The organism is Peribacillus sp. GL_122 (assembly GCF_057835005.1).
This window is the reverse complement of the sequence record NZ_CM174415.1, coordinates 952,023-974,363: the sequence shown is the minus strand read 5'-3', so window position 1 is coordinate 974,363 and position 22,341 is coordinate 952,023. Positions and strand designations below refer to the sequence as shown.

20 protein-coding genes are annotated in these 22,341 nt (G+C 40.1%); 13 read left to right on the top strand and 7 right to left on the bottom strand.

Annotated features, from left to right (window positions below; genetic code table 11):
• Positions 1 to 71: 71 nt before the first annotated feature.
• Positions 72 to 542, top strand: coding sequence for a thioredoxin family protein (locus tag AC3ISB_RS04650; RefSeq protein WP_098373348.1), 471 nt, complete (start codon positions 72 to 74; stop codon positions 540 to 542).
• 68 nt (positions 543 to 610) lie between these two features.
• Here AC3ISB_RS04650 and AC3ISB_RS04645 read toward each other — a convergent pair whose 3' ends face one another.
• Positions 611 to 1,030, bottom strand: a complete 420-nt coding sequence (locus AC3ISB_RS04645) for a DUF5365 family protein (RefSeq protein WP_098373349.1) — start codon at positions 1,028 to 1,030, stop codon at positions 611 to 613.
• A gap of 232 nt (positions 1,031 to 1,262) precedes the next feature.
• On the opposite strand from AC3ISB_RS04645, the gene AC3ISB_RS04640 reads away from it, so the two are divergent.
• Complete coding sequence (locus tag AC3ISB_RS04640; RefSeq protein ID WP_489275668.1) at positions 1,263 to 2,174, top strand: RluA family pseudouridine synthase; 912 nt, start codon at positions 1,263 to 1,265, stop codon at positions 2,172 to 2,174.
• Positions 2,175 to 2,372: 198 nt separating this feature from the next.
• Here AC3ISB_RS04640 and AC3ISB_RS04635 read toward each other — a convergent pair whose 3' ends face one another.
• On the bottom strand, positions 2,373 to 2,627 hold the full coding sequence (locus AC3ISB_RS04635; protein ID WP_179086047.1) for a GlsB/YeaQ/YmgE family stress response membrane protein: 255 nt from the start codon (positions 2,625 to 2,627) through the stop codon (positions 2,373 to 2,375).
• Positions 2,628 to 3,101: 474 nt separating this feature from the next.
• Entirely contained in the window at positions 3,102 to 3,932 is an 831-nt protein-coding gene (locus AC3ISB_RS04630) for an aldo/keto reductase (protein ID WP_489275666.1), read from the bottom strand.
• Between the two features lie 394 nt (positions 3,933 to 4,326).
• Here AC3ISB_RS04630 and AC3ISB_RS04625 point away from each other — a divergent pair, with 394 nt between their 5' ends.
• From AC3ISB_RS04625 to ald, 6 genes are all read left to right on the top strand, one after another.
• Positions 4,327 to 5,325: an inorganic phosphate transporter gene (locus tag AC3ISB_RS04625; protein ID WP_098373353.1), complete on the top strand. Its 999-nt coding sequence runs from the start codon at positions 4,327 to 4,329 to the stop codon at positions 5,323 to 5,325.
• A 238-nt stretch (positions 5,326 to 5,563) separates the two neighbouring features.
• Entirely contained in the window at positions 5,564 to 6,184 is a 621-nt protein-coding gene (locus AC3ISB_RS04620) for a DUF47 domain-containing protein (protein WP_063235631.1), read from the top strand.
• A gap of 15 nt (positions 6,185 to 6,199) precedes the next feature.
• A complete protein-coding gene (locus AC3ISB_RS04615) occupies positions 6,200 to 7,198 on the top strand; it encodes an inorganic phosphate transporter (RefSeq protein WP_141993004.1) in 999 nt (332 codons plus the stop codon).
• 130 nt (positions 7,199 to 7,328) lie between these two features.
• On the top strand, positions 7,329 to 8,585 hold the full coding sequence (locus AC3ISB_RS04610; protein ID WP_260399773.1) for a PucR family transcriptional regulator: 1,257 nt from the start codon (positions 7,329 to 7,331) through the stop codon (positions 8,583 to 8,585).
• A gap of 49 nt (positions 8,586 to 8,634) precedes the next feature.
• On the top strand, positions 8,635 to 9,456 hold the full coding sequence (locus tag AC3ISB_RS04605) for an EcsC family protein (protein WP_480340017.1): 822 nt from the start codon (positions 8,635 to 8,637) through the stop codon (positions 9,454 to 9,456).
• Positions 9,457 to 9,628: 172 nt separating this feature from the next.
• The gene (gene ald, locus AC3ISB_RS04600; RefSeq protein WP_076367639.1) at positions 9,629 to 10,762 is read left to right on the top strand and encodes an alanine dehydrogenase; all 1,134 of its coding nucleotides are present in this window, start codon (positions 9,629 to 9,631) and stop codon (positions 10,760 to 10,762) included.
• Between the two features lie 349 nt (positions 10,763 to 11,111).
• Here the strand turns inward: ald and AC3ISB_RS04595 are convergent, their stop codons facing one another.
• Both AC3ISB_RS04595 and proC read right to left on the bottom strand, forming a co-directional pair.
• Positions 11,112 to 12,479: an FAD-binding oxidoreductase gene (locus AC3ISB_RS04595; RefSeq protein WP_480340018.1), complete on the bottom strand. Its 1,368-nt coding sequence runs from the start codon at positions 12,477 to 12,479 to the stop codon at positions 11,112 to 11,114.
• 84 nt (positions 12,480 to 12,563) lie between these two features.
• Positions 12,564 to 13,370, bottom strand: coding sequence for a pyrroline-5-carboxylate reductase (gene proC, locus AC3ISB_RS04590; RefSeq protein WP_141993007.1), 807 nt, complete (start codon positions 13,368 to 13,370; stop codon positions 12,564 to 12,566).
• Positions 13,371 to 13,641: 271 nt separating this feature from the next.
• Here proC and AC3ISB_RS04585 point away from each other — a divergent pair, with 271 nt between their 5' ends.
• The 5 genes from AC3ISB_RS04585 to AC3ISB_RS04565 all read left to right on the top strand — a co-directional run bounded on the left by AC3ISB_RS04585 (position 13,642) and on the right by AC3ISB_RS04565 (position 19,498).
• On the top strand, positions 13,642 to 15,207 hold the full coding sequence (locus AC3ISB_RS04585; RefSeq protein WP_098373358.1) for an MDR family MFS transporter: 1,566 nt from the start codon (positions 13,642 to 13,644) through the stop codon (positions 15,205 to 15,207).
• A gap of 110 nt (positions 15,208 to 15,317) precedes the next feature.
• Complete coding sequence (locus AC3ISB_RS04580; RefSeq protein ID WP_098373359.1) at positions 15,318 to 15,944, top strand: DNA-3-methyladenine glycosylase; 627 nt, start codon at positions 15,318 to 15,320, stop codon at positions 15,942 to 15,944.
• Positions 15,945 to 16,300: 356 nt separating this feature from the next.
• Positions 16,301 to 17,179 carry a permease gene (locus tag AC3ISB_RS04575; protein WP_489276859.1) on the top strand — a complete coding sequence of 293 codons (879 nt, stop codon included), beginning with the start codon at positions 16,301 to 16,303 and terminating at the stop codon, positions 17,177 to 17,179.
• Positions 17,180 to 17,193: 14 nt separating this feature from the next.
• The gene (locus AC3ISB_RS04570) at positions 17,194 to 18,030 is read left to right on the top strand and encodes a TIGR03943 family putative permease subunit (protein WP_098373361.1); all 837 of its coding nucleotides are present in this window, start codon (positions 17,194 to 17,196) and stop codon (positions 18,028 to 18,030) included.
• Between the two features lie 286 nt (positions 18,031 to 18,316).
• The gene (locus tag AC3ISB_RS04565; RefSeq protein WP_489275661.1) at positions 18,317 to 19,498 is read left to right on the top strand and encodes a C40 family peptidase; all 1,182 of its coding nucleotides are present in this window, start codon (positions 18,317 to 18,319) and stop codon (positions 19,496 to 19,498) included.
• A 296-nt stretch (positions 19,499 to 19,794) separates the two neighbouring features.
• Here the strand turns inward: AC3ISB_RS04565 and AC3ISB_RS04560 are convergent, their stop codons facing one another.
• Both AC3ISB_RS04560 and AC3ISB_RS04555 read right to left on the bottom strand, forming a co-directional pair.
• Entirely contained in the window at positions 19,795 to 19,998 is a 204-nt protein-coding gene (locus AC3ISB_RS04560) for an FbpB family small basic protein (protein ID WP_144551857.1), read from the bottom strand.
• A gap of 598 nt (positions 19,999 to 20,596) precedes the next feature.
• Positions 20,597 to 22,264, bottom strand: coding sequence for an alpha-keto acid decarboxylase family protein (locus AC3ISB_RS04555; RefSeq protein ID WP_489275660.1), 1,668 nt, complete (start codon positions 22,262 to 22,264; stop codon positions 20,597 to 20,599).
• Between the last annotated feature and the right edge of the window lie 77 nt (positions 22,265 to 22,341).

Below are 22,341 nucleotides of genomic sequence, written 5' to 3'. Positions count from 1 at the left end.
GTTCTAGCCTTGACTGCATTCATCATTATTTTTTACATCGTATGGACAAGATCCAAGGAGGTTGCAGCTTAATGAAGAAAATGGCTATATTTTTAGTGATAATCGTCGCCCTTTTTGTCCTGCTGGGCGTTTTTACAAACATGAAAAAAGAAGAAAAATCAAAAGGAAATCCATACGGCAAGGATAAGCTTAAACCTGCTACTGTCGATCAGCTGGATGACCCCAATTATCAAAATTTGATCCTTCCTGTAGAGTTGGAGCAGGACCTCCAAGATAGTAAAGACGTGACCGTTTATTTCTATAGTCCTACGAATTCAATCAGTCAAAAAACCACACCAGTCGTGGCACCTTTGGCAGAGAAATTGGGTATTGATCTTGTTCAATTCAATCTTTTGGAGTTTGAACAAGGATGGAGCGACTATGGCATCAAAAAGACCCCGACCATCGTACACTATAAAAATGGTGAAGAACAAGAACGAATCGTCGGCTTTAATGATGAAGTAACGTTCGAGAAATGGTTCGAGGACCACGATATTAATTAAGGATGTAAAAAATGAGCCGGCCCTAACGGAAATGCTTCTCCCGTTATAGCCGGCTCATTTTTTTTGCCTTATACTAAATATTGATTCGCCACCTGGATGTCCATCATCTGCATATCATTATTCGCTTCATGGTTTATACTTGAAAAATGGTCATAATAAAAGGGGAAGAATATTCCGCATTCATTCAATAGTGTGATGTTATGTTGGAACAATTCTTCAGATTTAGATTCCATCAATATAAAATCTTCTCTCTTCTGTTTGTCTAATATCGACATAAGGACTTGAAGACATGTCATTACTTGAAATGCGTCTCTTAATGTTGCCAAGTAAGTAACAGAACTTTGATTGGGCTTTAAAACGCCAATCTCGCGAAAATGAAGGATTTCACTTTCCGTAAAGTATTTTGGAAATACAGATTCGTAGAAACGAGAAACGAGACTCGCTATTTCTTGCTCTTGTTCTTCAGTTGAAGAAAAGACCGTCTTCACTAAAAAAACCACCTTTTTTCAGATCCGTTAGACCTATCTATTATATGTATATTCTAGGACAAGCGATTTCTTTCCCATTAGAATAACATAAATTTTGTAAAAAATATGTGGTAATTTCCACCACGGAAACATCAGCAATAGGTCCAAGGTTACTTTTTTCATGACTCATCTTTAATTATTATATATTTTTTTCATTTAATTAAAACCAAAGTAGTCGAAAGTAGGAGTTTAATTGGAAAATTTTAAATTAACTAGCCAACATTTAATAATAGATGTTCTCCAAAGTTGGAATGGATTAACATTGGAAAAGCTTTTTAGGGAGCGGTGGAAGGCTCCAAAGAAATTAGTCCATGAATGGAGGATGAGTAAAGAAGTGACAGTGAACGGAAATTCCGTCACATGGTCAACTGTTCTTAATGAAGGAGATACGATCAGCATCCCTTTATTGGATCAAGCTGAAAATGAAACAGTTCAAGCGGCAGACTTAGGAATTTCCATCATATATGAAGATGAAGTGTTATTGATAGCCAATAAACCGGCTGGAATGGATACTCACCCTTCTCAACCGGGTGAGTCACACTCCCTCATCAATGGAGTGGCGCACCATCTTCAAAAAACTGGCCAGTCCTGTATGATCAAGCATATTCATAGGCTTGATAAGGATACCACCGGTGCGGTCCTTTTTGCCAAAAACCGCCTCATAGGGTCCATGCTGGATAGAATGTTGGAAGAAAGGGAAATCAAACGGACATATCTAGCTTTAGTCGAAGGAAACATTAAAAAGAACGAAGGCGAAATCAAAGAAAAAATTGGCCGCGACCGACACCATGCCACGAGACGAAGGGTTTCCCCTACAGGCCAGACGGCAGTCACCCATTTTCAGGTACTCAATCGCGATCCCAAGAAAAACTTGACGCTCGTCAGCTGTACACTGGAAAGCGGCCGAACCCACCAAATCAGGGTGCATTTCAGTCATTTGAATCACCCCTTGGCTGGAGATACTTTGTATGGCGGAAAAAAGACATTTCCACGTCAGGCCCTGCATGCAAGGAAAATCGAATTCATCCACCCCATTTCAGAAAAAAAAATGAGCCTTGAAGCTCCTTTCATTGATAGACCTGAGATATTCGATGTCACCATTTAAACTGAATAAACACCGTTCGATTTCGGAACGGTGTTCTTATTTCTTCCATTAATATGAAATAGTTGCCCATTTTTTTGAACCAGCTGCAGGATTTTCTGCATTTGGGCTTAATTGATGGTTTAAAGGCATGTCGGGACGAAATCCGTTCATTTTGGCAAAAAAAATAGCTGGCCACTTGGGCCAGCTTAATCTTTGCATTTATGAAGCTTTTCTCATGCCTTTTAAGATAAGGCTTAAGACAAAGACAAATACGATAGCACCAATCAATGCTGGAATTATAGCGAAATCTGCTACTGAAGGTCCCCAGTTCCCAAGAATTAATGAACCTAACCATGCACCAACAAAACCAGCAATAATGTTACCGATAATTCCAAATGGTACGTCACGTCCAACGATCATACCTGCTAACCAACCAATGATACCTCCGATAATTAATGACCATAAAAATCCCATAATATATTTCCTCCTTCAAATTAGTTATTTTTTCAATTTCTGCAGCAGACTCCAAGAAATCAAATCACTTCCATATTGTCATGCCTTTTTTCAGTTATTTTTAACTTTTACATTCAAATGGTATGATGCCGATTACGCACAATATCTAATGAATGTGAATGTTTTAGTTATTGGGTGGAGTTAGCTAGCTATAGCCCTTGAGTAACTGATTGGACAATCCTCATGTTAGTGAATTTATTCTTTTTGTTTGCCGCTGTACTCATTATTTTCCCCGTTTAATTAATCTAAAACCTAATTTTTTTTAAAAATATTTGGCAACGAAAACAGGATTAACAGACATATTAAACGGGTATACCATAGGCTTAACTTTGTTACATAGTTATTATAAGCAATAACTGTCTCAATTATGTTCATGAGGAAAAAGAAAAAGGATGCCCCATTCGGGACACCCTCCTATCATTTGCAGTATTCTTTTTAGAACAAAAGTTCATCGGGATTGCTACCGAACCGTTCATTTTTGTTCAAGGCATCTATTTGATTCATTTCATTCAGGCTTAAAGAAAAGTCAAATACCTCTGCATTTTCCTCGATACGGGAAGGCGTAATCGATTTAGGTATTACAACTAGATCATGTTGTAGATGCCATCTAATCAACACTTGTGCTGAACTTTTCCCGTGCTTCTTCGCTATATGATTAACTGTCGGCTCTTCCAATAGGTTCCCTCTGCCTAGCGGGCTCCAAGACTCAACCTTTATTTCATGTTTTGCACAGTAATCACGAATTTCGACTTGAGTCAAAAGTGGATGCAATTCAATTTGATTGACTACCGGTTTCACTTCACTGTTTGCAAGTAAATTCTCCAAATGATGAACATGGAAATTACTTACACCGATTGATTTCACCTTTCCATCCTTATAAAGCTTTTCCAATGCCCTCCAGGTTTCCAGATATTTATCTTTTCCCGGCCAGTGGATCAGGTATAAATCCAAGTATTCCAAACCAAGGCGATTTAAACTATCATCAAATGCCTGGAGCGTCGTTTCGTATCCTTGCTCTGTATTCCACACTTTAGATGTAATGAACAATTCTTCACGAGGCACTCCGCATTCCCGAATCGCCTGACCAACACCTTCTTCATTTTCATAAATGGCCGCCGTATCAATCGCACGATAACCAACTTCGATCGCTTTCTTGACGGACTCAACCGTTTCATTGCCGTTTTTCACTTTAAATACACCGAAACCCAACTGTGGCATTTTAACTCCATTATGTAAGGTGATCGTTTCCCCAATATTTGAAATCATTCCATCATTCCCCCTTACTTTTATTTACCAATTATACATCCCTCCACCTTCTATTTCTAACCATAAGCCTCGGGATTTATAGAGCCTCTTAAGCGAAAAGACACCCTTAAATACCATTTATATATATTAAAGGGATCATTTTATCTTTTTAATCATTCACAAAGTTAAATATTTTGTAAAAAAATGACGAAACATCTATCCTTATAGGTATGAAATTCGTTACAATTGAATAGTTCGGCTTAAAACCAAGTAAAAAAGAAGGTGCCAAATTTTAAGAATAATCAAATGTAAAACTCCCATCCTAATTATTGAGGAGTTGCAAACTGTCCTGCCCATTCATGGGCGGCAATCCATATACACTTTACATACTTGAAATTAAGGGAGTCCTCCATGTATGAATAGCATACTCATCTTAACCGCGCTAATTATTATTTTTGCTTTGGTCTTTGACTTTATCAATGGTTTCCATGATACGGCTAACGCCATCGCTACAGCAGTATCAACCAAGGCGCTTAAACCACGTCATGCAATCATCATGGCTGCGGTCATGAATTTATTAGGAGCACTGACCTTTACCGGTGTAGCGCATACCATTACGAAGGATATCGTTGATCCTTTCACATTGAACAATGGTTCTTATGTAATCCTTGCCGCCCTGCTTTCGGCAATAATATGGAATTTAATCACTTGGTATTTTGGCATTCCAAGCAGTTCCTCCCATGCGATCATTGGTTCAATAGCGGGAGCTGCCATCGTGGCTAGTGGATTCGATGCGATTAAATGGAGTGGATTCACTAAAATTGTACAAGCATTGATTCTATCCCCTATCCTCGCCTTCACGCTTGGATTCATTGTATACAGCATCTTCAAGGTAGTATTCAAAAATAATAATTTAGGAAAAACCAATAAGCGATTCAGGAGAATACAAATTCTCACGGCGGCCATCCAATCTTATACACATGGAACGAATGATGCTCAAAAATCCATGGGTATCATCACGATGGCTTTGATCGCTAACGGATATGCCTCTACCTCTGAAGTTCCTTTCTGGGTACAACTATCCTGCGCAATAGCCATGGCACTTGGTACATCAATCGGAGGTTGGAAGATCATCAAAACCGTCGGCGGTAAAATCATGAAAATCCGCCCAGTTAACGGTGTGGCTGCCGATATGACTGGAGCATCCATCATTTTCGGTGCAACCTTCCTGCATATGCCGGTCAGCACGACACATGTCATTTCTTCTTCAATACTTGGGGTCGGTTCAGCACACCGCATCAAAGGGGTAAAATGGGGAACCGCAAAAAACATGTTGATCACTTGGTTCATTACATTGCCAATTTCCGCTTCCTTAGCTGGAATCATTTACTATTTAATTGCTTTATTTTTATAGAACCTTTTGCCTTTCCATATTGGAAAGGCATTTTTTCTGCAGATTTCCCCTTATAATTGTAGGGTTTTTCCCATTTTTTAATTTTCCTTGTGTTTTTATATAAAGTTTTATTAAGATTTTGTAAATTTTCGTCGAAAAACCTTCACGGATACTACATGAATTCGTTACAATCAATTTGTTAATACTAAGCGTACGACTAAAGTGCGTAAATTTGCATGACTAATTGGGAGGCTTTAACATGGCTTTTAAATCAAAAAAAGACAAATTCGCAGTAATGCTTTTTAACATCGCTCAAAACCTTAAAGAAGGTGCTGACTATTTCGCGGATTATAAACTCAAAAACATCTCCGATCTCAAAGTATTTTCAGATACGATGAAAGACTATGAGCATAAAGGCGATTCAATGGTTCATAATGTGATTAAAGAGCTGAACAATGCCTTCATCACTCCTATCGAACGGGAAGATATACTTGAATTGACCATGAGAATGGATGATGTCATAGACGGTTTGGAACACTGTGCAGCATTATTCGAGATGTACTCAATTGTCAATGCAGATGAGTATATGCTTAAGTTTGTGGATGCAATCAAACAGTGTACGTATGAGATTGAAAATGCTGTCGATACACTATCCACTAAGAAATTGCCAATGATTCGTGAAAATGCAATCAAAATTAAAGATCTTGAATCAGTTTGTGACGGAATCCAACGTCAATCAATCAAAAACTTGTTTACAGTTGAAAAAGATCCAATCAGGATCATTCAATATAAAGAAATTTACGAAAGCCTTGAAGAGATCGCCGATCACTGTCAAGCAGTGGCCAATACACTTGAAACAATCATAATGAAAAACGCCTAAGGAGTACCCCAATAAATGGATACTTTATTAATTTTAACAATATTAATCGTTTTCTTTGCTTTAGCATTTGACTTCATCAATGGTTTTCATGATACAGCCAATGCAATAGCGACTGCTGTTTCAACAAAGGCCATGAAGCCTAGGCATGCCATCATCATGGCAGCCATCATGAACTTCGTCGGAGCTATGACATTTACTGGAGTAGCGAAGACCATAACGAAGGATATCGTGGATCCGTTCACGCTTCCGAATGGTTCATATGTAATCATGGCTGCTCTGCTTGCCGCTATCATATGGAACCTTCTTACCTGGTATTACGGAATACCAAGCAGTTCCTCCCATGCATTGATTGGTTCGATTGCAGGTGCCGCCATTGCTGCAGCAGGCTTCGCCGGCATTAAATGGGAAGGGTTCATGAAAATTCTTCAAGCTTTGATTTTCTCCCCGCTAATTGCTTTTGCAATCGGGTTTATCGTATACAGCATCTTTAAAGTAGTCTTTAAAAACAATAACCTGACAAAAACAAACCAAAAATTCCGTACTATACAGATTGCTACTGCGGCACTTCAATCGTATACCCACGGAACGAACGACGCTCAAAAAGCGATGGGTATCATCACGATGGCCCTTATTGCAAATGGTTATGCATCAAGTACCGATATCCCCTTCTGGGTTCAATTCTCCTGTGCGCTAGCAATGGGGCTTGGAACTTCCGTCGGCGGATGGAAAATCATTAAAACCGTTGGCGGCAAAATCATGAAAATCCGTCCGGTCAATGGTGTTGCAGCGGATTTAACCGGTGCTTTCATCATTTTCGGCGCGACAGTAATACACATGCCAGTCAGTACAACCCATGTTATTTCTTCTTCAATCCTTGGTGTTGGATCAGCACATCGTGTCAAGGGCGTAAAATGGGGAACGGCAAAAAGAATGATCATAACTTGGTTCATTACCATTCCCATCTCGGCAACATTAGCTGGTTTGCTTTATCTTTTAATTAACTTCTTATTCTAAAATAAAATCCCTTCCGGTTTCCATCGGTAGGGATTTTCTGTTTTAACAAAGGATTTATCTATGCTTATTAATAGGAAATCGTTTAAAATTCAAGGAGAAGGAATTTTTTTTAGCGAGGGGCAAGATAAAAATGAAGGAATTCGAAAAAAATAGAGATATTTTTAAAGACCTTTATGGAGATATGATGGAGTTTGCCGATAGAATCAGTTCTGTTTTGGGTTGCCCCATTACAATCGAGGACGGTAACCATCGCTTACTTGCTTATAGCACACACGATGATACTACGGATCAGGCTCGTATCATGACCATAATCGGAAGACGTGTCCCTGAAAAGGTCATCAACAGCTTATGGAAAGATGGCTTCATCCCCGCGTTATTGAAAGAAGATGCCCCCATTAAAATCGGGGCCATCAATGATGTCGGTCTCGGTAACAGGGTTGCGGTTTCCATCCGGAAAAATAATGAAGTACTTGGTTTCATTTGGGCTTTGGAAGTAAATGAACCTTTCTCCGAAGAAGATATGAAATTTCTCCAATTCGCTGCCAAGGAGGCGAAGAACCAGTTACAGCAATTGCAATTGAAAAAGAAAAGGAAAGAAGCAGGTCATCAAGAGTTCCTTTGGCGCATGTTGACCGGGCACTACCAAGAAGAATCGGAAATAATTGAAAATTTCAAGAAATTTTCCATCCACGTTCCAGTGGTTTTTTCCATATTGGTATTCGAATTTCCTAAAGAGATCAATCGCGAAGTGGAGCGCTACATTTCATACATGTTAACGACCACTCAAAAGATAAACAGTTCCTTATTTGCCATTGACCATAACAAGCTCATTCTTTTCGCGGGAGGCAACCAGGAAAACAGCCCTTCTTTCACTTCATCGATTTATGAGTTCATTCCTTTTTTCATTCTGGAGATGAAACGGCGTTTCGGTGTCGAGCATATTCTTGGAACGGCTGGCAATATGTATAAAAACTTAATGGATGTTAAATCAAGTTACGAAGAAGCTCAATACACCCTTAAAATGAAGAATATTTTCCCGGATGACATGAAACTCATTTTACATTATGAAGAACTTGGCATGTTTCAAATGATTGAAACACTCGCAAGCAACAAACAGCGTCGTGTTCATCCTTCCATCCTTAAGCTAAAAGCATATGACATGAAGAACCAGACGGAAATGCTGCAAACACTCACTGTCTATCTAGAGAAAGACTGCAACCCAAATGAAGCTTCAAGTAATCTTCATATCCATGTGAATACATTGAATTACAGATTAAAAAGAATTTCTGAAGTGGGAAATATTCGGCTAAAAGACCCGATTCAAAAAATGTCCCTCTTTCTTAACATTAAACTTAATCAATATGATGAATTTCACAAGAAAAATTAATGATATATTCCCTGATATGGAATACTAGAAGTGTGGAAAGGTTGATCATATGAAACTTGAAACAAAAGAAGAGCTTGAAAAAGAATTAACAATCATTGAAAAATGGGAGAAAGATCAGAAAGGACTATGGTTTTGGGAACGGATCGGGCGGATCCCCTTCAAGCTATTGGATAAGTTGACACCGGATTTCATTCAGAAAAAGTTGGGTGTCATGCTTGATGAAATCGGCAGCTACATTCAGAATGGCGGAAAATATTTAACGAAAGAAGCTCATATTTTAAGTCAGCTGCAAGCCAAGGTTCCCGAGTTGGAAATTAAAGCCCTGGAAGATGTTTCAAGCATGCCCCTCCATATCATGGATAGTGTGAGTCAGGATATTAAAAATTCAGGCAGCAAATTGGCAACGGTTCAAGGTGCCACTACAGGGATTGGCGGAATCTTCACCTTGGCCATCGACATCCCCCTTCTTCTCGGCATGTCGATCAAAACGCTTCAGGATATCGCCATCACATATGGCTTCAATCCTAGAGACCGCCAAGAACGTATTTTCATCGTCAAATGTCTGCAATTCACAACATCGGATGTTGTCGGCAAAAAGGCTCTATTAAATGAATTGTCGAAAATGAACCAGACCGATTCCCAATCAAAAAGGGAAATAGCATCCGAACTGCAAGGTTGGCGGGAAGTCGTTTATACATACCGTGATCAGTTTGGCTGGAAAAAGCTTTTGCAAATGGTTCCTGTTGCCGGAATAATCTTTGGCGCCCTTACAAATCGTTCCATGATTGCCGATATAGCCGATACGGGAATCATGCTTTATAAGAAAAGAAGGATTTTAGAGCGCATTCAAGAGCCTATTGCAAAGAATTGAATTCAGCTTTAAAAAGGTCTTGTTCCTGGCGAGCCCATATTTTTTGACACTGCGTTTGTGGAATTCCACAAATACACCATTTTCAATTTTCTGATTTCCACATACTAACTATTTCTTTTTCCAACTATACTTGTGATACAAATAGTAAAAACACATTATTGGAGGGATTAAGATGAGAATAGGAATTCCAAAAGAGATTAAAAACAATGAAAACCGTGTAGCTATCACTCCAGCTGGGGTTGTGGCATTAGTCAATGCAGGTCACGAAGTATTAATCGAAATGAACGCAGGTCTAGGAAGCAGTTTTACAAATGAATCATATCAAGAAGCTGGTGCTGTTATAGTCGAGGACGCTGCTAGCGTTTGGTCAAGCACAGAAATGATCATGAAAGTAAAAGAACCTATCTCATCTGAATATAAATATTTCCGAAAAGATTTAATCCTTTTCACATATTTACATCTTGCGGCTGAACCGGCACTAGCTCAGGCCCTAAAAGAAAGCGGTGTCTTGGCCATTGCTTATGAAACGGTTGCAGTAAACCGCACACTTCCTTTATTGACACCAATGAGTGAAGTTGCAGGACGCATGGCTGCACAAATCGGTGCTCAGTTCCTTGAAAAAAATAACGGCGGCAAAGGAATACTATTAAGCGGAGTTCCTGGAGTTAAACGTGGTAAGGTCGCTGTTGTCGGCGGAGGTATGGTTGGAACGAATGCTGCTAAAATCGCTATTGGATTAGGCGCAGATGTTACCATTCTTGACTTAAGCCCTGACCGTCTACGTCAACTTGATGATATTTTCGGAAATGAACTGACTACACTTATCTCCAACCCTTATAATATTGCGGAAGCAGTTAAAGATGCCGATTTAGTGATCGGTGCTGTATTGATTCCAGGTGCTAAAGCTCCTAAGCTCGTTACTGAAGAAATGGTTAAATCGATGTCTCCTGGTTCAGTCATTGTAGATGTTGCAATCGACCAAGGCGGTATCTTTGAAACGGTCGACCACATAACAACACATGATAACCCTACTTATGTTAAACATGGAGTAGTGCATTATGCAGTGGCGAATATGCCAGGAGCAGTGCCTCAAACTTCTACAGTTGCATTAACTAACGTAACAGTACCATTTGCACTTCAAATTGCAAACAAAGGTGCCATCAAAGCAATCCTTGAAAATGATGCACTTGCTAAAGGCGTCAATGTTGCGAACGGTGAAATCACGTTCGAAGCAGTTGCGACAGACCTTGGCTACAACTATGTAAGTGTTGAAAATGCCTTAAACTCAAATAACATTAACGCTTAATAAAAAAATAAGACTCCAGACACAATCTTGTCTGGAGTCTTATTTTTTTGGACGAGAATCCCGTTGAAGCTGTACTTCTTCATACAATATCTGGATCATGTCGGATTATCTCGCACTACTGGCGATTTAACTAGATATAGGTCGAATTATCAGATCGAACGGACCATTTTTCCGATAAGAGCTCGAATTAAAGTCGAAAATCATTTTTATGCGAATATATGTTTATATTTCGTGATATGTAATTGGCATTTTCGGCTTGGCCCCAATAATACGCAACATTTCCACCACATTTTATATGTGATCAAGTTGGTTTGATGTTATTACTAATCTACAAAATAGAATATGCCTCTTAATCTATGAAGATCTTCCCAGGATTCATTATTCCTTTCGGATCTAATCCCTGTTTGATCGTTTTCATCACTTCGTAAGCTCCTCCATGCTCCCTTCGCTGATACTTCGATTTTCCAAGTCCTACCCCATGTTCACCCGTACATGTACCGCCTTTTGTTAATGCATATTCGACGATTTCTTCATTTAACCTCTTCGCTTCTTTAACTTCTTCATGATTTTTCAGATCGATCATGAACAATACATGATAATTCCCGTCACCTACATGTCCTACAATCGCACCCTCCACTTTGGATTGTTCGACCTTCTTCCTTGTATCCAGTATGGCATTCGATAATTCATGAAGGGGCACACTTACGTCGGTCACCATCAGCTTCTTTCCAGGTGCGCTGTGAATGAATGCGTATGCGAGGTTATGGCGCGCTTCCCATAAGGCATTCCGTGCTTTTGAATCGGTTTCAAACTGGATATCCCCACAACCAAAATCACTTACGATTTCCTTGGCAAATTTGACGTCCTGTTCCAGTCCGGCAAAATTCCCATGAAACTCGAGGAATAAAGTTGGTTGGACATCATAGGATTTGTCCATGAATTGATTAACTTTTTTTATGGACTCGGCATCAACCAATTCAATTCGTGCAATCGGGATTCCAGCAAGCATGATCCCATTAACCGCAGATACTGCCTGTTCGACGGTTGGAAATGAAGCTCTCCCAGCCATGGTGACTTCAGGAATGCCGTATACCTTTAAAGTCAGTTCAGTAAATACACCTAGCGTACCTTCTGAGCCGACAAACAAGCCATTCAAGTGAATGCCTGAAGATGATTTTGTCGCTAAACTTCCGGAATGAATCACTTCACCGTTTGCTAAAACCACTTCCAAATCCCTGACTTGATCGCGCATTATCCCATATTTGACCGAGGTCGTCCCACTTGCATTCGTAGCTGCCATCCCTCCCAATGTAGCATCGGCGCCAGGGTCGACGGAAAAGAACAAACCGTATTTTTTTAATTCTTTATTGAGTTGCGTCCTTGTCACACCTGGTTGGACCTTCACAAGGAAATCATTTTCCCTGATTTCCAGTATATGATTCATCAAGGACAAATCCAGGGAAATTCCCCCTTTGACTGGAACGACATGCCCCTCCAAACTTGATCCCAATCCAAAAGGAATGACCGGTATTTCATGCTCATTCGCATAACTCATGACTGCGCTGACTTCCGCAGTATCCCTTGGATAAATGACCATATCGGGTAAATGCGGAGTGTGATATGATTCATCATGGCTGTGCTGTTCCAATAGTGTTTCATTCACCGTTACTTGTTCTGCCGTCAGTATCTTCCTAAGTTCTTCTATATAACCATTCATTATGCTGCCCCCTCTTTTTTCACCAAACATTCTGAAAATATCACACAAAATGAGATTGCCCGCTAATAGGCAATCCATCTTTCTTCACTTACTGAAACCTTTCGTTTTATCCGTGCAGGCCTTCATTGCTTGCAGAATGCTGGATCTTAGCTGATTCTCTTCTAAAGACGCTACCGCAGCTATCGTTGAACCGCCCGGCGTGCAGACATCATCCTTTAAAGCAGCAGGATGTCTTTCCGTTTCCAGTACCATTTTAGCAGCTCCCATTACAGCTTGTGCTGCCATTCGGTATGCTTGTTTTCTTGGAATGCCATCACGGACCCCTCCATCAGCCAGCGCCTCGATGAACATGTATACATAAGCAGGCGACGAACCGCTGATGGCCGGTACTGCGTCCATCAAATCTTCATGCAGGATTTCCGTTTTACCGAAACTATTCAGCAATGCAGTCACATCCTCTATATCAGCATCGGTAATTTCATCATTGATGCTCATGGCGGTCATGCCTTCACCGACAAGCGAAGGAGTGTTTGGCATCGTCCGGACAACCTTCACTTTTTTTCCGAAGCTGCTCTCAACTAAAGATATAGTGATCCCAGCTGCCATGGTAATGATCACAGCGTCTTCTTTCACATGATTCTTCACTTCTTCAATCACTTGCTTATGCATGGCAGGTTGGATCCCTAGAAAGAGAAAGTCGGCAAAACCGGCAACCTCTATATTATCCAAAGTGCCTTTAACGTTATATTTCGTGGTGATTTTAGTTTTGGTTTCCACACTCGCAGTACTGACCATGATCCCTTCAGGTGAAATGACCTCTGCAAGCAACATGCCCTCAAGCATTGCCTCACCCATTTTGCCGCATCCAATAAACCCGATTTTTTTATTCATATCTTACACTTCCAATCATAAGTTCATCTATATTCCTTCTTATTATATCGGATATCATAAATGGAAACACGTTGGAGATATTAATCAGGAAGGATTTGGTGGTTTCTGGTCGAATTACTTAATTGTTATGGATGAATCTTGATATCCACCTTCATGCAATTGAAATTTTCAGCGAAAAAACCGTTGACTAAATGGTCATTTCAGATTTATAATTTTGACCTATCAGTCACAAAACGGATAAGGAATACAGTTCCAGGAATGGAGAAATCGTATGCAAATGGAAAAAAAAGCGGTCAATACCAAGCTAGTTTTAACAGGATTGATCATTGGAATGTTTTTCAGTTCATTGGAACAGACGATCGTCGGTACGGCCATGCCGACAATTATCGGCGAATTGAATGGTTTTACTATCTTTGCATGGGTGACGACTGCCTATTTAATAGCCTCAACGACTGTTGTACCCATTGTTGGAAAGCTATCTGATTTATATGGCAGACGTTCCCTTTATCTGCTTGGTACGATCATTTTTACGATTGGTTCGTTTTTATGTGCCACAGCCACTTCGATGGAGCAATTGATCATTTATAGAGGGCTGCAGGGAATCGGCGGCGGGATGATCATGCCTTTATCCCAAACGATAATCGGCGATATATTCTCTGCCGAACAAAGAGCCAAATGGCAGGGTGTATTTGGAGCCCTTTTTGGTTTAAGTTCCGTCATTGGTCCTTTTCTGGGCGGCCTGATCGTTGACCATATAAGCTGGCATTGGATCTTTTTGATCAATGTACCGACGGGCTTACTATCTGCCATTTTGATTTATGTAGGATTGAAACATGAAGCCATAAGGAAAGCAGAGAAAGTGAATATCGATTATCTGGGGATTTTCACCTTGATTCCTGGTATTGTGCTGTTACTGCTGGGCTTGACCTTCGGTGGTGATAAATTCGAATGGTTATCACTGGAATCTCTCTTGATTTTCGGCAGCACCATTGTCTTCATTGCCCTATTCATCATTTTTGAAAGAAGAGCAGTCGAACCGATCCTTGATTTATCCCTTTTTAAAAATAGAGTTTTTTCCACCACGAATATTTTGGGATTCCTGCTTGGCCTTGGCATGTTCGGGGCAATCATGTTCGTCCCGCTGTTCATGCAAGGCGTACTGGGAGTTTCACCAACAAAAGCGGGGTCGACCATGACTCCGATGATGATCGGTATGATTCTTTCCAGCATCATTGGCGGGCGGTTACTATTGAAATTCCGTTTTCGTACCGTGCTTACCTTTGGAATGGCCTTTGCAACGCTTGGCTTCTTCCTAATGAGCATGATGGACGGCAGTACGACTATTTTCACTGCGTACTCATTCATGGCCATCCTTGGAATAGGTATGGGTCTTGTCATGCCGACATTGATGATTGCCGTTCAAAACGAGTTTCCAAAATCCCAGCTAGGGTCGGTTACTGCGGCTTCCACATTCTTCCGATCTATAGGAGGAACGATGGGCATCACAATTTTGAACGCTGTCATGAATCACAATCTCCAGCAAAATATGGATGATGCGGTCGTAAGCCAAAAGGACCCTATATTGCATGAGGCACTGAAAGCATTAGCCGATAAAACGGATGCGTTATTCAATATCATGCTTTATCCGGAAAACCTTAAAATGCCGGCAGAAGTCAGCAATGTCCTTGTAAAAACGATTGAAAATGCTTGGATCGATGCATTCTCCAGTGTTTTCATCACCGGTATCTTTTTTGTTTCCGCGGGGATATTAGTGGCACTTTCCGTGGGTTCAGGACGAATCAAAAAAGATCAAGAATCGGAAAAAGAGTTAGGCTAAAAATATGCTCGGGACCGGCTGATATATTCAGCCGGCCTTTTTAATCCCTTCATGTTTCTTTTTCATTGATAAGGGAATTTTACCTGTATGAGACTAAATGGAGTGATACTATGATAAACCATTCAATTTTACCTGCGGATTTTTATCAGCGGCCCACGCTTGAACTGGCAAAATCCCTTCTTGGCTGCCTCATTGTAAAAGAAACAGCGGATGGAACCGCTTCTGGATTCATTGTTGAAACAGAGGCCTATATTGGACCTGGGGACAGGGCCGCACATAGTTTTGGAAATAGAAGGACAAAACGGACGGAAGTGATGTTCGGTAATTCCGGATTGATATATACATACGTCATGCACACACATACACTGGTCAATGTCGTAAGCGGCGGGCCTGAAAATCCGGAGGCCATTTTAATCCGGGCAGTTGAACCGTATTCCGGGCTTGAGCTAATGCATGAAAGACGCGGAATTGCCGATATTCGTAAATGGACTGATGGACCTGGAAAGCTAACAAAGGCACTAGGCATCACCATGGATGATTATGGTCGATCTTTTACAGATCCCCCGCTATATCTTGCTGCCGGAAAAATGCCTGAACACATATCCAGCGGCCCCCGCGTCGGAATCGACAACTCCGGGGCAGCAAAAGATTATCCTTGGCGTTTCTGGGTTACCGACAATCCGTTTATATCCCGTAAAAACCTAATTAATAAAGCTGTGCCGAAAAATAAACCATGATTATATCCCCTCTAAGTGAACTGTGTAAATTCTGGGTATGTTACACAACTTAGAGGGGATTTTACTTTGTCCGTAAGCATCCCGAAATCCATATCAAGAGTCGTGTATGAAAGTATTATGAATATAGCTAATGACAGCCATAGCCTTAAAAGGAACAAGGCTTAAATTGAAGTAATACTTAATTTCTGCCAAACTTATACATTAGATTATTCAAGTCCCCTTAATATCCCATAGTTCAATTTCCATAATTTCCTTACCCATTCAACTTCCCGCATATTCCCCCAGTAATAATAAATTGACTTCCATCTATTACGAACCTAATATAGTTAAGTCAGCAATATGGAAGGTGGTTTATGATGAACGTTCAGGCTCTTTTGCAAATGAATACAATTTTTATTAGTATCCTAATTGAATCCCTTCCCTTCATTTTACTGGGAGTCCTTATATCTGGAATTATCCAAATGTTTGTGTCAGAAGAGATGATTGCAAAAATCATTCCGAAAAATCCGATCTTATCTGTTCTATCCGCAATAGGTGCAGGAGTCTTTTTTCTTGCCTGCGAGTGCGGGATCGTCCCGATTACCCGCCGTTTGATCGCTAAAGGGGTTCCTCTTTCAGCGGCCATTGCCTTTATGCTTTCTGCACCCATACTCAATCCGATCGTCCTGTTTTCCACCTATATAGCGTTTGGTAATAGCTGGAGCATGGTTTTCTATCGTGGCGGAATTGCATTCGCGGTCGTCCTGATCATTGCATGCATCCTGTCTTTTCAATTTAAGACAAATCAGCTTAAACAGGAACATATCGAACATATACATTACCATAAACTTACTTTTAAAGACAAAATAACGGGGATGTTCAAACACTCGATTGAAGAATTCTTTTCTGTTGGAAAATACTTAATCATTGGTGCATTGCTGGCAGCTGCCATTCAAACCTTTTTGAAAACATCCCTATTGCTTGAAATCGGTCAAGGAAAACTATCCGGGAATGCAGTCATGATGGCTTTGTCCTATGTCATGTCCTTGTGTTCCCAAGCGGACGCCTTTGTTGCAAGTTCTTTTAGAAGTACCTTCTCGCCCTCTTCACTAGTTGCTTTTCTTGTATTTGGGGCCATGTTTGATATTAAAAATACGATCATGCTTTTAGGTACTTTCAAAACAAAATTCGTTTTATGTTTGATGGCCTATATATTTATTTCCGTCTTAGGCCTAACTTTATTGTTTATTTCTTAAAGAGGGTGTTTTATATGGGAAGATTATTCATATTACTTGGACTTACTTTTTTATTCATGCATTTACACGCCTCAGGGAATATATCTAAATACATTAATATGGAATATTCATATGTTTCACAGATTGCCATCTATATATTGGCAATATTCACGTTAATGGGATCTTACTTATATTTTAAGGAAGATGATCAAGAAGAATGTGTTGATTGTCAGTGTGGACATGATCACTCCCAGGAAAATAAGAAATGGAAAAGGAACCTTACTTATTTCCTATTCTTCATTCCCATTTTAACCGGTCTCTTTTTGCCTGTTGCCACTATGGACTCCAATATTGTAGAAAAAAAAGGATTTCATTTCCCGGTATATGAAGACTCGGATGAATATAGCCAGCATCAATTCCTGCAGCCGGATACGAGTCTTTATTATGGCAAGGATGACTATTTAACTTTAATGGATAACTCTCTCAAAGGCTTGGTTGATCGTGATAGTCTTCAATTAACAGATGAAAACTATCTAAACGATTTAGAAGCCATCTATTACTCTCCTGGAAAGTTCACTGGCAAGCAAATAACGTTAACCGGATTTACGTACAATTCAAATGAGCTAGCCAAAAACCAGGCATTCCTGTTTCGTTTTGGGGTTATTCACTGTGTCGCGGACTCTGGGGTATTCGGTATGCTAATCGAATTTCCTGAAGGAATGCATCCTAAAAATGATGAGTGGTATTCCGTGACAGGTGAATTGGAATCCATTTATTATCAGCCATTTAAGAAAACCATTCCCCTGCTCAAAGTATCATCACATAGTAAAATCGCTGAACCGGATGATCCCTACGTTTATAGACAATATTAAAAAATGAATCATGGAAAGGTAAGGATATGCTATACTTACCTTTCTTTTTAATTACCGCAAACTTCCATTTTATAAAATGCTCTTTTTATCCATTTATGCGAAATTACAGTATGGCCCTCTTACACTCCACCTGAATCCCATAAAACCCCATTTCCCTGTAGCAAGATTACCTGAAAAATGACGAAAAAGTTTAATTTTATTTATATGGGTCATGTTTTTTATATTCCATACCCTTATAATATAAATGCTACATATTTTTTTACCACATCAGGAGGAACTTTCCTAAATGAACAATTCTAAAAACTCTTTCATTCTTGCAGGAACTATTATAGGTACCCTAGTGGCAGGCACTTCCGCTTATGCTGGTTCTTATCAAGTTAAATCAGGGGACACCCTTGATGAAATCTCTAAAGCTAATCATACAACTGTCCAAGCATTAAAATCTCAAAACCATTTGACTAGTAACCTTATTTTTCCCGGCCAAGTCTTGAAGGTTAATAACCTTAACAACCATACAGATAAAAATATAGATAAAACCGAAAAATATGTGGTTAAACTGGGGGATACTTTATCAAAAATTGCTAAAAAATATAACCTTTCCCTTAGTGCCCTGCTTAAATTAAACACTGATATTTCTAATTCGGATCGAATTTATATTGGCCAAGCCATCCGGGTTTCCGGAAAAGCCCCTGTATCTAGCTCTACGGCTAAAAACAGTCCTTCTAATGCTACATATAGGGTCAAATCCGGTGACACCCTGGATAAAATTGCTAGAGTCAATAATATGACTGTCAAACAATTAAAGTCTAAAAACCATTTGACTAGTAACCTTATTTTTCCCGGCCAGGTCTTGAAGGTTAATACCCTTAACAACTATACGAGTTCGAATAATAGTAAAAATACAACAGAAGTTTATGTGGTTAAATTAGGGGATACCTTATCAACAATCTCTAAAAGATATAACCTTTCCCTTAGTGCCCTACTTAAAATGAACCCTACTATTTCCAATTCAAATCGTATTCGTATCGGCCAATCCATCCGGGTTTCCGGGAAAGCCTCGGCATCTGCAATTAAAAAGCCGTCCAAATCGACCAAGGCGGATCAAGTTTTGGCTGCTGGCGCTAAATATATGGGAGCCAGGTATGTTTACGGTGCGAGCACTTCACGCACTGATGTATTTGATTGTTCTTCATTCACATTAAGGGCATTCCAAAGTGCAGGTGTTTCCTTGCCTCGAAATTCAGTGGCACAATCACACGTTGGTACAGCTGTATCTTCAAAATCCCTCCAAAAAGGGGATTTAGTATTTTTCGATACCAATAATGATGGTGTAATCAATCATGTGGGAATTTATGCCGGTAACGGTCAAATGCTGAATGCTTCTACATCTAAAGGTGTATCCTACGCTAACATCAACAGTTCTTACTGGGGACCTAGCTTTGTAAAGGCAGTTCGTGTACTTAACTAAATGATTGATGGCAATAACCGATTGATGGCTAAAAAATTAACTCTATAAGCCTTGATAAAAGAGCAAAAAAGCGTGTATTGATAAACTATCATACACGCTTTTTTGCGTATTATAATGTCAAATAGCCGCCAACTGATATTATGGCTTATAGCCATTCTCATTATCTTTTTGGAATCCATCCTCACTCGCGCATTAACCTTTGCATTTCCACAATCGCATAATTAAGTTGATTACTGACACGGACTCCTTCCAAGCTTGATAATTCCTTTCGTTGGGCTATTTCATCCTTCTTTTTTCTATGATAGACAATCGTTTGTTGTAAGAACCAAGCTTTTCTTAATAACATCATCATCACCTGCCTGTTTTGTCACATGTCTATCCTGCATTTCCACTTGCTTTTTATGAACTTTTTCTTCAATATGATCTATGAATAGCTGATTATTGTTGAGATTTTCTTTATTCGATTCTATTAACCGCGCTAATGATAAATTTTTACGCATTTTTTATGCCCCCTTATCTACAGAAATGGCCGACCGTAAAAAGAATGGTTTTCTCTACTTAGGAAAAATAGATATTTTCCCTATTACTTCGTGACATTTTCATATTACTCTTAATTTCAAAATTCTCGGTTTCAATTTTGAAATGCCAGTGACCAATATTGGTATTATCATTCTGGGTATATCCTGATTACTTTTTCAACTTGCCACTCTTGTCCTTGATCGGGCCGTATAGATATATCGTAAGTACGGTATCTATACCAACAAAAAAAAGGCCTTCATAACAGAAGACCTTTCTTTAAAAAACGTTCCAGCTTGATTTCAGAAATCCGCTCCCTTTCCGCCGACTGTCTGCCAAGCCACATCAAAGCAAGCGCCTGTGGGGTCTTGGCTAGCCAGTTATTCGGCAGGAGTGTCGCATATTTCTTCAATCCAATAAGGATTACAGTAAAAAACCATAAAGTATATCATAAGTATTGTTTTAAAATCAGTTTTCGGGATTAGACCGTTCCGAATCCTTAACAAATCCTCAAAAAATCATGAAAGATAACCAGTTTTCTTTTAAAACATGGTTCAGCGTGAGAGCATTTTGAACATGGCATTACTTTAGTTTCTCTTGCTTTTCAAGATACTGCCTCATTTTTTGTAAATATTCCGGGGCATCCATTTGATCTTTCACGACCAATTCTATGAGGCAAAGGTTATCGGCGTTCTGAGCATTTGTAATGGCATCATCCAGTTCACCATTCGTCTCGACTCTTGCTGTAAATGCCTCTTGACCAAACGCTTCAGCCAATTTTGTATAATCCCACTCTGGTATCTCGTTGTATTTCTGTTTTTCTATATCGACTTTTACGTTCAAGAATTTTTCTATCGTGTAACCGTTATTGTTGAGAATAAACACGATGGGCTTGCAGCCGTTCTCCAGCATCGAGCTTATTTCCTGTGCTGTCAGCTGTATCGAGCCGTCCCCGGTAAACAATAGAACACGTCGGTTTCTATCCGCTATACAAGCACCGAAAGCTGCGGGCGTGGCATATCCGATGCTTTGCCAGCCTCCCTGGGCTATGTAGGTCGCCCCTTTCGGCAACCTGACCTGTGACATGCCATAAGAGAATGTTCCTGTTTCCGTGACCACAATGTCATTTTCTTTTAACATTTGCTGAATTCGAGGATAATAGGAAGCCGCTTTCAGTGGTGCTGATGGGTCTTCCACCATTGTGTCATACGGAAATGAGATGTTTCTAACAGATTCGTTCTGCCGGTAACCAATGTCCTGGAGCGCAGTTAAAATTTCCTCCGCCCTGACATTCATATAACTGGCTTCCCCCACTTTTAATGTGTCAGGTTGAATTTCCACCATTTTCAACGGGTTAAGCTTTGCTGTACCTTTGGATGTATTGACGTCTGACCAAACAGCTCCAACGGCTATGATGAAATCCGCTTCTTCAACAGTCTGAGTTACATCCTTACTTCCGAAAGCTCCGCCGTATACACCAATATACTGGGGATGGCTCTCATCAAACCCGCTTTTTCCCTGCATTAACGAAGCAACTGGAATATTTAACCTCTCAGCGAGCTGCATTACGGGTTTCTGCAAGTTATAACGAAGTGTTTTCACATCGACAAGCAGAACCGCTTTGTTTACATGTTCTAACAACCCTTTTATATGCTGCACTGCTGACTGCAGCGCATCGACATTCATTTTGGCCACATTTTCAGAAGTCTCACCGTGAGAAAGCAACGGTTTTTCAACAAGATCGATGGCCACTACCAAATAAACGGGCTTTTTCTTTTCTTTCGCGATTCTGATTGCAGCCGGTATCTCCCTAGCTGCGTTTTCCGGGGTAAGAATTGCCGTATAACTGGTGATATGCTCATAAACCTTACGGAAAACATCAAAATCACCGTCCATTAACGTATGATGGGCAAGCTCCTTATCCTGTTGCATCATGGACTTTGGCGAGCCGACAATATGTATGAGCGGCACATTTTCACTGTACGCGCCAGCGATTGCATTACATGCGCTCATTTCACCGACACCAAAAGTGGTGATGAGTGCCGAAATTCCCTTCACACGGGCATAAGCGTCCGCAGCGTATCCTGCATTGAGTTCATTTCGTCCATTAATAAACTCAATCCCATCGTAATCTTCCAAAGTATCTAGCAATGAGAAATTATAGTCTCCAGGCACACCAAAAATCTCTGTAATACCTTCTGCTTTTAAGCAGTTGTATAAATATTGTCCCAAGGTCCTTTTTTCAGCCAAGTCAATCACTCCTTCAATCGATTACTCTCTACTTTATTTATACCCAAACATAAGTAGGTTAACCGTAAATATCCATA